This is a genomic window from Arcobacter sp. CECT 8983, assembly GCF_004118855.1.
Classification (GTDB): domain Bacteria; phylum Campylobacterota; class Campylobacteria; order Campylobacterales; family Arcobacteraceae; genus Halarcobacter.
In genome coordinates this window covers 19,143-32,819 of sequence record NZ_PDKF01000011.1, presented here as the reverse complement: position 1 = coordinate 32,819, position 13,677 = coordinate 19,143, and the positions used below count along the sequence as shown (strand labels likewise).

The window sequence follows — 13,677 nt, the reverse complement described above, 5'->3', positions numbered from 1 at the left end:
ATATACCTTCTAAATTGTAAAAGATCTCCCATATCATCGTAACTCTCTCAAATCTTTTTGATGTCGTTCCTCTGAAATTGGACGGGAATTATAATAGATTTTTCTTGCTTTGTCAAGGGTTTTTTCTTAACTAGAGCTTAAATTTTTAAAAAAGTTGCTTTTCTCACTTATTTATTCCTATAAAACCTGTATTTGACTCTATTTTAATGCTTTTTATTTCCCCTACTTTATTTATAAGTTCAATAAAACAACTGTTTTTTATCTCATACTCTTCACTTTTATTCTCATGTGTTGATAGTTTACTATATATTTTTCCACCATTTCCAAAAGATATTTGTCCTAAACCTGATGTATTATTACAAGATATATTTGTATCCACTACATCAAACTCTTTTGTTAATAATACATATTTACTTCTATTTTCATCATATTCACAATGATGAGTAGAGAAAACTCTCTTTTTTGTAAGAGGATCTAATAAACTCTCATTTTCATTTGGATGTCCCTTTTTATTTTCATCACTATATATAACATAGTATATTCCTTTATCATTTGAGCAATTAAAAAATTTAAAAGTCCATCTTTTTCTAAACCACAAAGAATCATTTTCATTTTGTTTATTATCTATAAGTGCTTGGTATCTAGTTTGTTTTAAATATAGTTCTATTCTATTAGCAGCATCTGCTAACTTATTTTGATATAGTTTAAAATAAAAGGTAGTAGTAATTATAGATAGAATAAAAAGTACAAGTATCAATTCAAGAATTGAAAAACTATTTTTCATTTTCTTTTATTATATATGTAGTATATAAAGTTTTATTAAAATAGCTTACGTCAATTTTGTAGTCATAAAAGAATTGTTCTTTTGTAGTAATATAATATTTATTTCCAGACTCTATGCCATAAAACCTTAATCTTAATAGCAACTTTTCATCTTCAGAATTAATATAATTTATATTTTTCTTTTTTAATTGTATAGCAATATCTTCTATAAAATCATATTTATAAGCGAAATGTTTTTTTGGTTCACTTACTAATAAGTATAAAGGCTTGTTAAATAGTGTTAAAAATACACTTAAAAAAAGAATAATAAGTGTTGCAATAGTTACATTATAATGTTTTTTTCTAAACCTTGGTAATCTAATTCTTATGCTATTAAAAAATAGTCTTATCATATAAGGTAAAAATATAACAACAAAAGGAGCATAATCTTCTATATATATTCTTTGCCTAAAAGACAGTAATAAAGAGAAGAATAAAGAAGTCATTGATACATACCAAGTAAGAGTTCTATTTTCTTTTATTCCTATTCTATATATTGAATAAAAAAAGTATATAAATAATAAAGGAGAAAAGATAGATGCATAAATAGCAAAGGTATCCATTAAGAATCCCTTTGGTTTTCCCCCTGTATCAAAACCATATATTCCCATAGAAGTTCCAAATAATAGTAAAGAGACAATTAATAAAATAGTATCTCTTTTTTTTAGTGAATAAAAAAATAGTGCTAAAAAAAAGATTGCAAAGGAGTTATCTAAAAATAAAAATAACAGTAATAGTATATATGAGTGTTTACTATTTATTTTATATATGTATATATACAAAAGAGTGAAAAAAGTAACTATAATAGCACTATTCACAAGTATAGAAGCACTTAACAATCCAGGTAAAATTGAAAATATTGCTAAATTAATATATCTATCAGACTCCTTTTTAAAAAAATCTTCTGTTAATTTATACATTAAAACAACAGAAAATATATAAAAAACTAAAAAAGGAAATCTCAATCCAAAGTCATTTTGACCTAAAATAGCAGTGGAAGCATTTGTTATGATGCTTAATATTGAATTATTGATAAAAAAATTTAGTGCCTCTTTATAAGAAATACTAAGGTCTAAAATATTGTAAACTAGTGCAGATAAAACTAGAGAGAAAAATAGTAAAAATAAATATCTGTATGCACTAGTTATTGTTTTCATATCTTTAAAAAATTATCTATTATTTTATGTCCATATTCACTCATAATAGATTCTGGGTGAAATTGAACTCCATAAATATTTTTGTCTTTAATTTCTAAAGACATAATCTCATTGTCATCCGTACTATATGAAGTAGGAATCACAACTTCTGGCAAATCATCTTTTTTAACAGTTAAAGAATGATATCTTGTTTGTGTAAACTCTTGTGGTAACTCGTTAAATATTTTAGTTTCTTTAACTTGTTTAATTGTTGATGTTTTTCCATGCATCATATTTTTAGCACGAATTACTTTTGCTCCAAAAACTTGAGCAATACTTTGATGCCCAAGACATATTCCTAAAATCGGTTTTTTGTTTGCAAAATACTCTATTGCTTCTAAACAAATACCTGCATCATCAGGAGTTGCTGGTCCTGGAGAGATTATAATCTTTTCTGGATTTAGTTTCTCTATCTCTTCTATACTTAATTCATCATTTCTAATTACTTTTAAATCTGCTCCTAGCTCTAAGCAGTATTGAACAATATTGTATGTAAATGAATCGTAATTATCGATCATTAAAATCATTAATTTTCTCCTATTTTTAGAACATGTATTATATCAACAAATATATTAAATCCATATAGATTATATTTTATATTATTTAGATATACTTTCTTCATGAATATCTACAAAATATTTTTATTAATATCTATACTTTTTAATACTATGATTTTACATGCAAAAGAGAATGAGAAAGTCTCAATTCAATTAGATTGGTTACATCAATTTCAATTTGCAGGTTATTATATGGCAAAAGAAAAAGGTTACTTCAAAGAAGAAAACCTTGATGTAGATATTAAAGAATTTAACTTTAATGTAGATTTAGTAAAAACAGTATTAAACTCTAAAGCTAGTTATGCAGTTGGAAAATCATCTTTAATTATCGATAGACTAGAAGGTAAAAAAATAGTTCTTCTTGTAGCCATTTATCAAAACTCTCCAATGGTTCTAATTTCATTAAACAAATCAAAGATTAAAAAAATAAAAGATTTTAAAAATAAGAAAGTAATGCTAACTCCCGATGCAAGATCAGCAGCTGCTATTAATTCAATGATTATTTCTCAAGGTTTAAAATTAAAAGATATTGATTTTATACAACACTCTTTTAACCTTGATGACTTAATAAATGGAAAAACTGATGCAATGGGTTGTTACTTATCAAATGAACCATATATTTTAGATTCTAAAAATATAGAATTTACAATACATAATCCAAGTGACTATGGTTTTGACTTTTATGGTGGATTATTTTTTACTTCTCAAGAGGAGTTAAAACAAAACCCTGTAAGAGTTAGAAAAATGTATAAAGCAGTTTTAAAAGGTTGGAAATATGCCTTTGAAAATATAGAAAATACTGCAAAAATCATATATGATAAATATAATACACAAAACAAAAGTTTAAACTCTTTAATATATGAAGGAAAAGTTTTAAAAAAACTTGCTCAATTTGAAGAAGGCAAACTTGGTAATATAGATTATAAAAAAGTAGAAGAGATTAAAAGATTATATCTTTTACTTGGATTAAGTAATAGTCCTGTCAATTTTAAGTTAGAAGATATTATATATAATTCAAAAAAAATAAATCTAAGTAAAGAAGAAAAAGAGTACATAAAAAATAATCAAATTAATCTTATTTCCAATTCTGACTTCCCTCCTTTTACAATAGAAACAGCAGGTAAATTATCTGGAATAGAAATAGATTATTGGAATCTAATAAGAAAAAAACTTAATTTAAATTCAGCTATTGATGTTATTAATAACAATAAAAAAGCAAATGAAAAAATTAATACAGGTCAAAATAATTTAAAATATGCCTTTGGAACAGTAGATTATGAGAATATAAACTCACATCATACACTTAGTATAGATAAAATAAAACTTGCATTAGCAACTTTAGTTGACAAACCTTATACTACTTCAATAAAAGAATTAACTAATGAAAAAATTGCTATTACTAAATATGCTTCTTATTACACGGATTTAAAAGCTAAATATCCAAATATAAATTTTATAGAAACTAAAAATATAAAAGAATCATTTGCGCTATTACAAAACAATGAAGTTTATGGGATAATAGGTAAACTTCCTGCCTTGTCATATAATATAACAAAAATGACTATTTCAAATGCAAAGATTTCTGGTATTTACAATGAAAATTATGAAATTAAACTTCATGTGAATAAAAATAATAAAATGCTATTAAACATACTTAATAAAGCAATTTCAACAATTACAGAAGAGGAAAGAAAATATATTCGAGATAAATACAATTCTATTATTTATGAGCCAGAAAAAGATTATACATGGATATATACTATAACTTTATTTCTTTTAGTTGTTATTATTGTAGTCACAATAAATAATAGAAAATTAAATAAAGAAATCAAAAAAAGAAAAATTGTAGAAGAAGAACTAAATAAAATTGCAAATATTGATAGACTTACAAATACTTATAATAGAAGAAAAATTGAAACTATATTAGAACTTGAATTGAATAAAGAAAAAAAGTACAAAAAAGGTCTGTCTTTAATCTTCTTTGATGTTGATAACTTTAAGTTAATTAATGACCAACTAGGTCATTCTATAGGAGATAGTGTTTTAGAAAAAGTATCATATTTAGTAAATAATAATATACGAAAAACTGACTCTTTTGGAAGATGGGGAGGAGAAGAGTTTATAATAGTTCTTCCTAAAACCAATAAAATACAAGCAAAAAATATAGCTTATTTACTAAAAGAAAAGATTGCAAACTTTGATTTTGAAATAGATAGAAAAGTTACTTGTAGTTTTGGCGTTTCTCAATTTGAAGAAACAGATTGTGCGGACTCTTTATTAACAAGAGCTGATAATGCAATGTATTATGTGAAAAGAAACGGAAAAGATGAAGTTAAAGTAGTATAAACTACTTTAACTTTTTTATAATTGATATTTTTTAATAAACTCATCTGAAATATCTAAAATACCTCTTTGTTTTAGACTATTTAAAACTTCCCTTGAACAATCTACATCATCAGGCCATCTTCTTTTAAAGTTGTCAAACTCATTTTTATTTGTACCATCTAAACAAATAGTATTATCTTCAATATATAAATCTCTATTTGAGTCAATATTATTCACGACTCTCCATAGTAACATATATGGATTATTTACATCATTTTGATTTTTAGCATCTACAATTATTAATATTTTGATATTTTTGTAAAGAGGTTTTAAACTTTCAAAAACTTCTTTTTGATTTCTTTTTTTATCAACTGTTATAACAGTTAAAGGATTTTTTGTATTTGTATAGTACTGTTTTAAATCCTTTACCTCATCAGTTATTTCTTCTATTTTTGTTAATAATTCTTTATCACTTAATAGAGTAATTCCAAGCTCTTTTACTTCTTCATTAGTACAATCAAGACCTAATTTTCCACCCACTGCAAATTTTGGACTAGAATGGTCAAGGGCATCAACAACACCTCTTGAAACTAGAAGTTCATCAATATCAATTCTATTTAATATATATTCTGTAAGTGCTTCATGATTAGTTAATTCAGGGGCATCTTCATTTACAAAGATTGCATGTTTAACAAAACTCATCTGCCCTACTCCCCAAAATGCATGCATCATTTGAGATGCATGTCCAGGATAAAGTGTTTTAATTTTTGCAATAATTAGGTTATGAAATACACCGTTTTCCGGCATATAATAATCAATTAAATCAGGAGCTGTTGTTTTAAGTAATGGCAAAAAGATTCTTTCTGTTGCATGTCCCATATACTTATCTTCTAAAGGTGGTTTTCCAACAACTGTTGCTAGGTATGTAGGCTCTTTTTTATGAGTAATAGCAGTTACTTCCATAAAAGGATACTCTTCTTCTAAAGTATAATATCCAGTATGATCTCCAAAAGGTCCTTCAATTCTTAATTTACTTGTATCTACAAAACCTTCAATTACAAAGTCATTGTCCCGTGGCACATATATATCATTTGTAATTGATTTTACAAGTTGTGCATTTTTATTTTTTACAAAACCATAAAGCATAAGTTCAAAAATACCAATTGGAAGAGGAGCTTGTCCACACCAAATATACATTGGATCTCCACCAATTCCTATTGAAACTGGCATTTTTTTACCAGCCTTTTTATATTCGTGGAAAAAATGATTAGAATCTTTATGAATCTGCCAGTGCATTCCTAATGTGTTGTCATCATATACTTGAAGTCTATACATTCCTAAATTTTTCATTTCACCATTTAAAGAGGTAGTATAAACTTGTCCCATAGTAATAAATGGTCCCCCATCTTGTTCCCATGTACTTAAAATTGGAAGGTCTGAAAGTTTTGCTTCACTTCCAAGTTTTATTACTTCTTGACACTCACCTTTTCCCCTATTTTTTTTAGGAATTGTATTTTTAAGTGCAAATAGTTTTCCAAAGGTAGAAAGTTTTTCACTTAATGTTGTAGGTGGTTTCATTTTTAATAAAGATTCAATCTCTTTTCCAATCTTATCTCCATCTCCAATGAAAAGTTTTACCGCTTTTTCATTACAGAATACATTCATTAATACTGGAATATCAAATTTTTTATTGTTTTTTCTATCTACAACATTTGTAAATAATAATGCCTTTGAGTCTTCTTTTTTTACTTCAACATAAGCGATGTGTGGTATCTCTAAATATATATCCAACTCATCATCAATGATTCTTAAAAGATCATTTTTTTTTAAAATTTCAATAGCTTCTTTCATTTTTTCCTCATAGTAAACTAATTGTTAGTATAAGTTTTATATCATTTTATCATTAAAAAATAGTTTATAGTAGAGGTAATATATATGTTTGATGAGATAGTAAATAGAAAAGGAACATCTTGTGCTAAATATGATGCACTAGAAACATACTTTGGATACTCTGATTTACAACCACTTTGGGTAGCTGATATGGATTTTAAAACTCCTGATATTATAAATGATGCAATTATAAAAAGAGCTCAACATGGAATTTATGGATACACAAAACCTACTACAAAAACTTATAACCTTGTTAAAGAGTGGATGAAAAAAAGACACTCATGGGAAATTGATACTTCATGGATATCTTTTTGTAATGGTGTAGTTCCGGCTTATAGTGCAGCAATTGAAGCTTTTAGTGAAGAAGGTGATGAAATTATTGTTCAAACTCCTGTATATTTTCCTCTGTTTAACTCAATTAAACATAATAATAGAACCGTAGTTAGAAATTCACTAAAAGAAGAAAACGGTTACTATACTATGGATTTAGAAGATTTAAAAAACAAAATTACTTCTAAATCTAAAATATTAGTTTTATGTTCTCCACACAATCCAGTTGGAAGGGTTTGGGATAAAGATGAGCTTGAACAATTAGCCAAAATTTGTATAGAAAACAATTTACTAATAATAAGTGATGAAATTCATGCTGATATTGTATTTAAAAAGTTTACTCCTATAGCATCAATATCAAAGGAGATTTCAAACATTACTTTAACTTTAAACTCACCTGGAAAAACATTTAATATTGCAGGCTTAAATTGTTCATATGCAATTTGTGAAAACAAAGAAATAAAAGAAAGATTTGATAAAGAAATTACAAAAAGAGAATTAGCTTCTGTAAATGTATTTGGATTTACAGCATTAGAAGCTGCATATGAATTTGGTGAAGAATGGTTAGAAGAATTAAAAAAATATCTAAAAAATAATATTGATTTTACTAAAGAATATTTAATAGAAAGTAACTCAAAAGTAGAATTTTTAGAGCCAGAAGCAACATATTTGTTATGGCTAAACTTTAAAAACACAAAGCTAAAACATAAAGAAATAAAAAATTTGTTATTTGAAAAATCAAAAGTTGCACTTAATGATGGACGAAGCTTTGGAACTGAAGGAGACTCGTATTTTAGGCTAAATTGTGCACTTCCAATATCTCAACTTGAAGAGGGACTGGGTAAAATAGTTACATATTTTTAGCCCTGTTTCCCCTTTAGTATTACAAATCTTCTCACCAAATTCTAAACTTCTAAGAATTTTTAACATATGACCAAATAGTAACTTATTTTATTGTACAATTTAGTAAACATTCTAATAAATGGGATACATTATGTCGACACATTTAGTTCTTTCATCTGTGATTTTTGTCTCTATTGCTTTTATATTAGTAGGAGTTTTCTTACTAACAAAGTACCTAGGGCCAAACAATACACAAGATAAATTAAAAAATACAGTTTACGAAAGTGGTGTTTCCAACCCAGTTGGAACTACAAACATTAGGTTTTCTATTAAGTTTTACTTAGTAGCTATTGGATTCTTATTATTTGATGTAGAAATAATCTTTATGTTTCCTTGGGCAGTAAACTTAGTTGACCTTGGCTATGCAGGTTTAGTAAAAATGTTTATTTTTATTGGACTACTTTTTGCTGGCCTTATTTATATGTATAAGAAAAAGGCGTTATCATGGGATTAGGAGCTGAAGCTAATTTAGGTGATTCTATAATCACAACTAAACTTGATGAAGCAGTTAACTGGGCTAGATCATATTCAATGTGGCCAATGGCATTTGGTACAGCATGTTGTGGTATTGAGTTCATGTCAGTTGCAGCAGCGAAATATGATATATCAAGATTTGGAGCAGAGGTTGTAAGATTCTCGCCAAGACAGGCAGACTTACTTATTGTTGCAGGAACTATTACTTATAAACAAGCTCCTGTTTTAAAAAGAATTTGGGATCAAATGTGTGAACCTAAATGGGTTATCTCTATGGGAGCATGTGCATGTTCTGGTGGTTTTTATGATAACTATACAACATTACAAGGAATTGATGAAGTTATTCCTGTGCATGAATATATTTCAGGTTGTCCTCCAAGACCAGAAGCTGTTTTAGATGCAATTATGAATATTCAGAAAAAATCTTATAATGAATCTATAATCAAAGAAAGAGACCAAAACTTCAAAGGGATTTTAGATGCTTAAAACAGATATGCTTATTAATGCAAAAGATATAAAATCAACAATTACTAGACTTAAAAATGAAGAAGATTATACATTATTACTAGATATTACTGCTATTGATTTTTTAAAATATCCTGATGTTACCCCATCTAGATTTGCAGTTATCTATGTTTTAAGAACTAGTAACTTTAAAAAACAAATTTCTATTAAATCGTATGTTGATGATAACACTTTAGAAGTTGATTCAATTACTGATTTATATTACGCTGCAGATTGGGGAGAAAGAGAAACTTATGATCAATATGGTATTAGATTTAAAGGTCACCCAAACTTAAAAAGAGTACTAAATCATCATCAATTTGTAGGACATCCACTTAGAAAAGATTATGAAATCACTAAAGGTCAGATTTGTACTGAAACTGAAGACTTAATGGATGAAATGCTTCCTTTATTAAAAAGAAAAGGTTATAGTGAAGCTGATATGGAAGATCTAATGATGCTAAATGTTGGACCTTCTCACCCTGCTTCACACGGTACAATTAGAAACTTCGTTGCAATGGAAGGTGAAACAATTGCTGCTTGTGTAACTGAAATTGGTTACTTACATAGAGGTTTTGAAAAATCTTGTGAAACTCACAACTACTCTCAAATCATTCCATATACTGATAGACTAAATTATTGTTCTGCAATTTTAAATAATATCGGTTATTCAAAAGCTGTTGAAGATATGTTAGGAATCGATATTACTCCTAGAGCAAAAATGATTAGAGTTATTATTGGTGAGCTTTCAAGAATCACTGACCATATTGTTTGTAATGCTGCAAATATGGTTGACCTTGGAGGACTTACAAATTTCTGGTATATCTTCGCACCAAGAGATAAAGCTTATGATATTCTTTCAAAGCTAACAGGAGCAAGACTTACAAATACATACACTAGAATTGGTGGATTAGAGTTTGACCTTTATGATGGCTTTGCTGAAGATTTAGCAGCAGTTTTAAAAGATGTTGAAAAAGCTATTGAAGACTCACTATCATTAATTGAACACAATAGAATTTTCCACGATAGAACACAAGACGTAGGTGTAATTGATGCTGATTTTGCAATTAGTGCTGGTATTACTGGTCCTAACTTAAGAGCTGCTGGTGTTGCATTTGACTTAAGAAAAAATGCTCCTTATTATGGATATGAAAACTTTGACTTTGATGTTGTTGTAGGTTCACATGGTGATGTTTATGACAGAATAATGGTTAAGTTTGAAGAGATGAGACAATCAATTAAAATCATTAGACAAGCTATGAAAGAGCTTCCTGATGGACCACTTAATGTTGACCACCAAGGAATTATCCTTCCTAATAAAAAAGATGTTTATGGAAATATTGAAGGATTAATGAATCAGTTTAAACTAACATTTGAAGGTATTAAAGTTCCTAAAGGTGAATACTACGGTTACACTGAAGGTGCAAATGGTGAATTAGGATTCTACATCGTAAGTGATGGTTCAGGTACTCCATATAAAGTTAAATGTAGACCACCTTGTTTCTACTCTTTAGGTGCTTATTCAAAAATTGTAGAAGGTGATATGTTAGCTGATGCTGTTGTAACAATGGCTAGTATGAACTTTATTGCAGGGGAGTTTGATAGATAATGGGTAAATTTAAATATACAGAAGCAAATGAAAAAGAGTTTGCAAGAATTGCTAAAAAGTATCCAAAAATTGATGCGATGATGTTACCTGCTTTATGGCTTGTACAAGAACAAGAAGGTTGGGTAAGTCCTGATGCAATGATTTTTGTAGCAGATAAGTTAGGAAAAACTCCAATTGAAGTTTATGAATTTGCAACATTCTATACAATGTTTAATTTAAAACCAATTGGAACATACCACATCGAGTTATGTAAAACTCTTTCTTGTATGGTAATGGGTGCTCCTGAACTTAAGAAATTTGTAAAAGATACTTTAGGTATTGGTCCTGGTGAAACAAGTGAAGATGGAAAATTCCACTTTTCTGAAGTTGAGTGTCAAGGAGCTTGTGGTGGTGCACCAATGATTGCATTAAATAATCAATACCATGAAAACATGTCTGTTGATAAACTTAAAAAGATTATTGAGGAGTGTAAGTAATGGCAGTTGAATTAGTAAAAATTGTTAGTAAAAACTTTGACATTCCAGATTCTCATAAACTTGAAGTTGCTTTAAAACATGGAAGATATGAGTCTATTGACAAAGCATTTTCTATGCAACCAGATGAGATTACAGAAGAAGTTTGTAAAAGTGGACTTAGAGGTAAAGGTGGTGGTGGTGCCGCTTGTGGACCAAAATGGAAATTAATGCCACCAGTTGATGAAAGACCTAGATACTTAATTGTAAATGGAGATGAATCTGAACCTGGAACATTTAAAGATAGACAAATTTTCCAATATGACCCGCACTTATTAATTGAAGGAATTATTTGTTCTTCGTATGCAATTGGTGCACATGATGCATATATTTATATTAGAGGTGAATATAAATGGTTCATCGATAGATTAAATGAAGCAATTGAAGAAGCATATACGCACGGAATCATTGGTGAAAAAGTAATGAACAAATACGATTATAGAATTGACATTACTGTTCACAGAGGTGGTGGAGCTTATATTTGTGGAGAAAAATCTGCTTTAATTGAATCAATTGAAGGTAAAAGAGGACATCCAAGACTTAAACCACATGGAAAAGAGTGTGAATGGTTCTATGGAATGCCTGCAACTGTAAACAATGTTGAAACAATTTCATCTGTTCCAAATATTGTATTAAACGGGTTTGAATCATATACAAAATGGGGTACTGAAAAAGCTCCAGGAACAATGCTATTTGCAATGAGTGGTCCTGTAAAAAACCCTGGAGTTTATGAACTTCAATATGGTGAAAAAATGCTTGATGTTATTAATGACATCGGTGGAGGTATGAAAGATGGACTTAAGTTAAAAGCAGTAATTCCTGGTGGAGCTTCTTGCCCAATTTTAACTGCCGAAGAAGTTGAGAAAGCATATTTAGATTATGAATCTATGTGGGATATTGGTTCAACACTTGGTACTGGTGGAATGATGATTATTCCAGAAGGTACTTCAATGGTTGAAGTTGCTAAAAACTTAATTGAGTTTTATCACCATGAGTCTTGTGGACAATGTACTCCTTGTAGAGAAGGAACTGGTTGGATTGATAAAACTATTAAAAAAATTCTAGAAGGTAATGGTTCAGATGAGGACATTAATACTATTTTAGATGTATGTGTAACAATGAATGGAAAAACTATTTGTGTATTTGCACCAGCAGTTAAAGATATTATCCAAAGCATTGTTGAAAAATATAGACACGAATTCGTTGAATACTTTAAAAGCTAAAATATAAGGAGATATAAAAGATGGCAAAGAATACTTTTACACTAACGGATAACAGAAATGGTAAATCTTATGAGTATGATGTTTTAAGTGGTACAAGAGGACCAGATGTATTAGATATTAGAACTTTCTATAAAGATTCTGGAATGTTTACTTATGACCCTGGATATACTTCAACTGCATCTTGTGAATCAAAAATCACATTTATTGATGGAGAAAATTCTGAATTAAGATATAGAGGTTACCCTATTCAAGAACTTGCTGGTAAAAAATCTTACCTAGATGTTTGTCACCTTCTAATGATGGGAAAACTTCCAAGTGAAGAAGAGTCTAAAGCTTTTGATTTAGAAATTAGACATAGATCATTTTTAAATGAAGGTATTATTAGACTATTTGATGCATTACCAGATGGAGCTCACCCAATGGCAACTATGGGTGCTGCAACAATGGCATTATCTGCATTTTATAAAGACCATTTACATTTAGAAGATGAAGAACAATTCAAAACAATGAGAAGAAGAATTTTAGCTAAAATGCCTACAATTGCAGCAATGGCTTATAGAAATTCAATTGGTACTCCATTAATTTATCCAGATGTAAATAAATATTTCACAGAAAACTTCTTATATATGTTAAGAGCTTATCCAAATGGAAGTATGAAATACTTAGGTGATGGTAAAAATGATGAAATTAAACAAGTTGAAGTTGATGCATTAGATGCTATTTTAACTTTACATGCTGATCACGAACAAAATGCTTCTACTACTACAGTTAGAAATGTTGGGTCAACAGAAGCACATCCATATGTTGCAATTGCTTCTGGTATCTCTGCATTATGGGGTTCTGCTCATGGTGGAGCGAATGAAAAAGTTATGGATCAATTAAGATTAATTGGTGATGTAAAAAATGTACCTACTTATATTGCTAAAGCAAAAGATAAAAATGATCCATTTAGATTAATGGGATTCGGACACAGAGTTTATAAAAATAGAGACCCTAGAGCTGAAACACTTAAATTATTACAAGATCAATTAAGAGAAGAATTAAACTTAGATTCTAAGTTATTAGACGTAGCTGCAGCAGTTGAAGAAGCAGCATTAAGTGATGATTACTTCAAAGATAGAGGATTATATCCAAATATTGACTTCTACTCAGGTGTTATTTTAACTGCACTTAAGATTCCTGTAGAGATGTTTACTCCTATTTTTGTTATTGGAAGAATTCCAGGATGGATTTCTCAATGGTCAGAATTAAAACAAGATCCAGCAGCTAAAATTGCTAGACCAAGACAACTATATACAGGTAAGTAAGAAGTGTCTAATAAAGGAGATGACG

Annotated in this window: 12 protein-coding genes; 8 read left to right on the top strand and 4 right to left on the bottom strand. The window is 28.6% G+C overall.

Going from position 1 to position 13,677, the window contains the following annotated elements:
* Nucleotides 1-163: 163 nt before the first annotated feature.
* Genes CRV01_RS12110 through CRV01_RS12100 form a run of 3 tightly spaced genes read right to left on the bottom strand, consistent with a single transcriptional unit; the run spans nt 164 to nt 2,545 of the window.
* The gene (locus CRV01_RS12110; protein ID WP_129008496.1) at nt 164-784 is read right to left on the bottom strand and encodes a Tfp pilus assembly protein FimT/FimU; all 621 of its coding nucleotides are present in this window, start codon (nt 782-784) and stop codon (nt 164-166) included.
* Nucleotides 774-1,979, bottom strand: coding sequence for a hypothetical protein (locus CRV01_RS12105; RefSeq protein WP_129008495.1), 1,206 nt, complete (start codon nt 1,977-1,979; stop codon nt 774-776). The genes CRV01_RS12110 and CRV01_RS12105 overlap by 11 nt, the downstream gene beginning before the upstream one ends.
* Nucleotides 1,976-2,545 (bottom strand): aminodeoxychorismate/anthranilate synthase component II, encoded by a 570-nt coding sequence (locus CRV01_RS12100; protein ID WP_129008494.1) that lies wholly within the window; start codon nt 2,543-2,545, stop codon nt 1,976-1,978. Before CRV01_RS12100 ends, CRV01_RS12105 begins: the two co-directional genes overlap by 4 nt.
* A 93-nt stretch (nt 2,546-2,638) precedes the next feature.
* On the opposite strand from CRV01_RS12100, the gene CRV01_RS12095 reads away from it, so the two are divergent.
* Nucleotides 2,639-4,921 (top strand): ABC transporter substrate-binding protein, encoded by a 2,283-nt coding sequence (locus CRV01_RS12095; RefSeq protein WP_129008493.1) that lies wholly within the window; start codon nt 2,639-2,641, stop codon nt 4,919-4,921.
* Between the two features lie 15 nt (nt 4,922-4,936).
* Here the strand turns inward: CRV01_RS12095 and CRV01_RS12090 are convergent, their stop codons facing one another.
* Nucleotides 4,937-6,751, bottom strand: coding sequence for a menaquinone biosynthesis decarboxylase (locus CRV01_RS12090; protein ID WP_129008492.1), 1,815 nt, complete (start codon nt 6,749-6,751; stop codon nt 4,937-4,939).
* 84 nt (nt 6,752-6,835) lie between these two features.
* On the opposite strand from CRV01_RS12090, the gene CRV01_RS12085 reads away from it, so the two are divergent.
* The 7 genes from CRV01_RS12085 (at nt 6,836) to CRV01_RS12055 (ending at nt 13,652) form a co-directional block, all read left to right on the top strand.
* Complete coding sequence (locus CRV01_RS12085) at nt 6,836-7,984, top strand: MalY/PatB family protein (protein WP_129008491.1); 1,149 nt, start codon at nt 6,836-6,838, stop codon at nt 7,982-7,984.
* Nucleotides 7,985-8,114: 130 nt separating this feature from the next.
* On the top strand, nt 8,115-8,477 hold the full coding sequence (locus tag CRV01_RS12080; protein ID WP_129008490.1) for an NADH-quinone oxidoreductase subunit A: 363 nt from the start codon (nt 8,115-8,117) through the stop codon (nt 8,475-8,477).
* Nucleotides 8,468-8,983 (top strand): NADH-quinone oxidoreductase subunit B, encoded by a 516-nt coding sequence (locus tag CRV01_RS12075; RefSeq protein ID WP_129008489.1) that lies wholly within the window; start codon nt 8,468-8,470, stop codon nt 8,981-8,983. The genes CRV01_RS12080 and CRV01_RS12075 overlap by 10 nt, the downstream gene beginning before the upstream one ends.
* A complete protein-coding gene (locus CRV01_RS12070) occupies nt 8,976-10,610 on the top strand; it encodes an NADH-quinone oxidoreductase subunit D (protein WP_129008488.1) in 1,635 nt (544 codons plus the stop codon). The genes CRV01_RS12075 and CRV01_RS12070 overlap by 8 nt, the downstream gene beginning before the upstream one ends.
* The gene (gene nuoE, locus CRV01_RS12065; protein WP_129008487.1) at nt 10,610-11,086 is read left to right on the top strand and encodes an NAD(P)H-dependent oxidoreductase subunit E; all 477 of its coding nucleotides are present in this window, start codon (nt 10,610-10,612) and stop codon (nt 11,084-11,086) included. Before CRV01_RS12070 ends, nuoE begins: the two co-directional genes overlap by 1 nt.
* Nucleotides 11,086-12,345, top strand: coding sequence for an NADH-quinone oxidoreductase subunit NuoF (nuoF, locus tag CRV01_RS12060; RefSeq protein WP_129008486.1), 1,260 nt, complete (start codon nt 11,086-11,088; stop codon nt 12,343-12,345). The genes nuoE and nuoF overlap by 1 nt, the downstream gene beginning before the upstream one ends.
* Nucleotides 12,346-12,365: 20 nt before the next feature.
* Nucleotides 12,366-13,652, top strand: coding sequence for a citrate synthase (locus tag CRV01_RS12055; protein WP_129008485.1), 1,287 nt, complete (start codon nt 12,366-12,368; stop codon nt 13,650-13,652).
* Nucleotides 13,653-13,677: the final 25 nt, after the last annotated feature.

Excerpts from the sequence above, each read along its gene's own strand:
- CRV01_RS12110 (WP_129008496.1), bottom strand. The coding sequence starts at position 784 with ATGAAAAATAGTTTTTCAATTCTTGAATTGATACTTGTACTTTTTATT.
- CRV01_RS12105 (WP_129008495.1), bottom strand. The coding sequence starts at position 1,979 with ATGAAAACAATAACTAGTGCATACAGATATTTATTTTTACTATTTTTC.
- CRV01_RS12100 (WP_129008494.1), bottom strand. The coding sequence starts at position 2,545 with ATGATTTTAATGATCGATAATTACGATTCATTTACATACAATATTGTT.
- CRV01_RS12095 (WP_129008493.1), top strand. The coding sequence starts at position 2,639 with ATGAATATCTACAAAATATTTTTATTAATATCTATACTTTTTAATACT.
- CRV01_RS12090 (WP_129008492.1), bottom strand. The coding sequence starts at position 6,751 with ATGAAAGAAGCTATTGAAATTTTAAAAAAAAATGATCTTTTAAGAATC.
- CRV01_RS12085 (WP_129008491.1), top strand. The coding sequence starts at position 6,836 with ATGTTTGATGAGATAGTAAATAGAAAAGGAACATCTTGTGCTAAATAT.
- CRV01_RS12080 (WP_129008490.1), top strand. The coding sequence starts at position 8,115 with ATGTCGACACATTTAGTTCTTTCATCTGTGATTTTTGTCTCTATTGCT.
- CRV01_RS12075 (WP_129008489.1), top strand. The coding sequence starts at position 8,468 with ATGGGATTAGGAGCTGAAGCTAATTTAGGTGATTCTATAATCACAACT.
- CRV01_RS12070 (WP_129008488.1), top strand. The coding sequence starts at position 8,976 with ATGCTTAAAACAGATATGCTTATTAATGCAAAAGATATAAAATCAACA.
- nuoE (WP_129008487.1), top strand. The coding sequence starts at position 10,610 with ATGGGTAAATTTAAATATACAGAAGCAAATGAAAAAGAGTTTGCAAGA.
- nuoF (WP_129008486.1), top strand. The coding sequence starts at position 11,086 with ATGGCAGTTGAATTAGTAAAAATTGTTAGTAAAAACTTTGACATTCCA.
- CRV01_RS12055 (WP_129008485.1), top strand. The coding sequence starts at position 12,366 with ATGGCAAAGAATACTTTTACACTAACGGATAACAGAAATGGTAAATCT.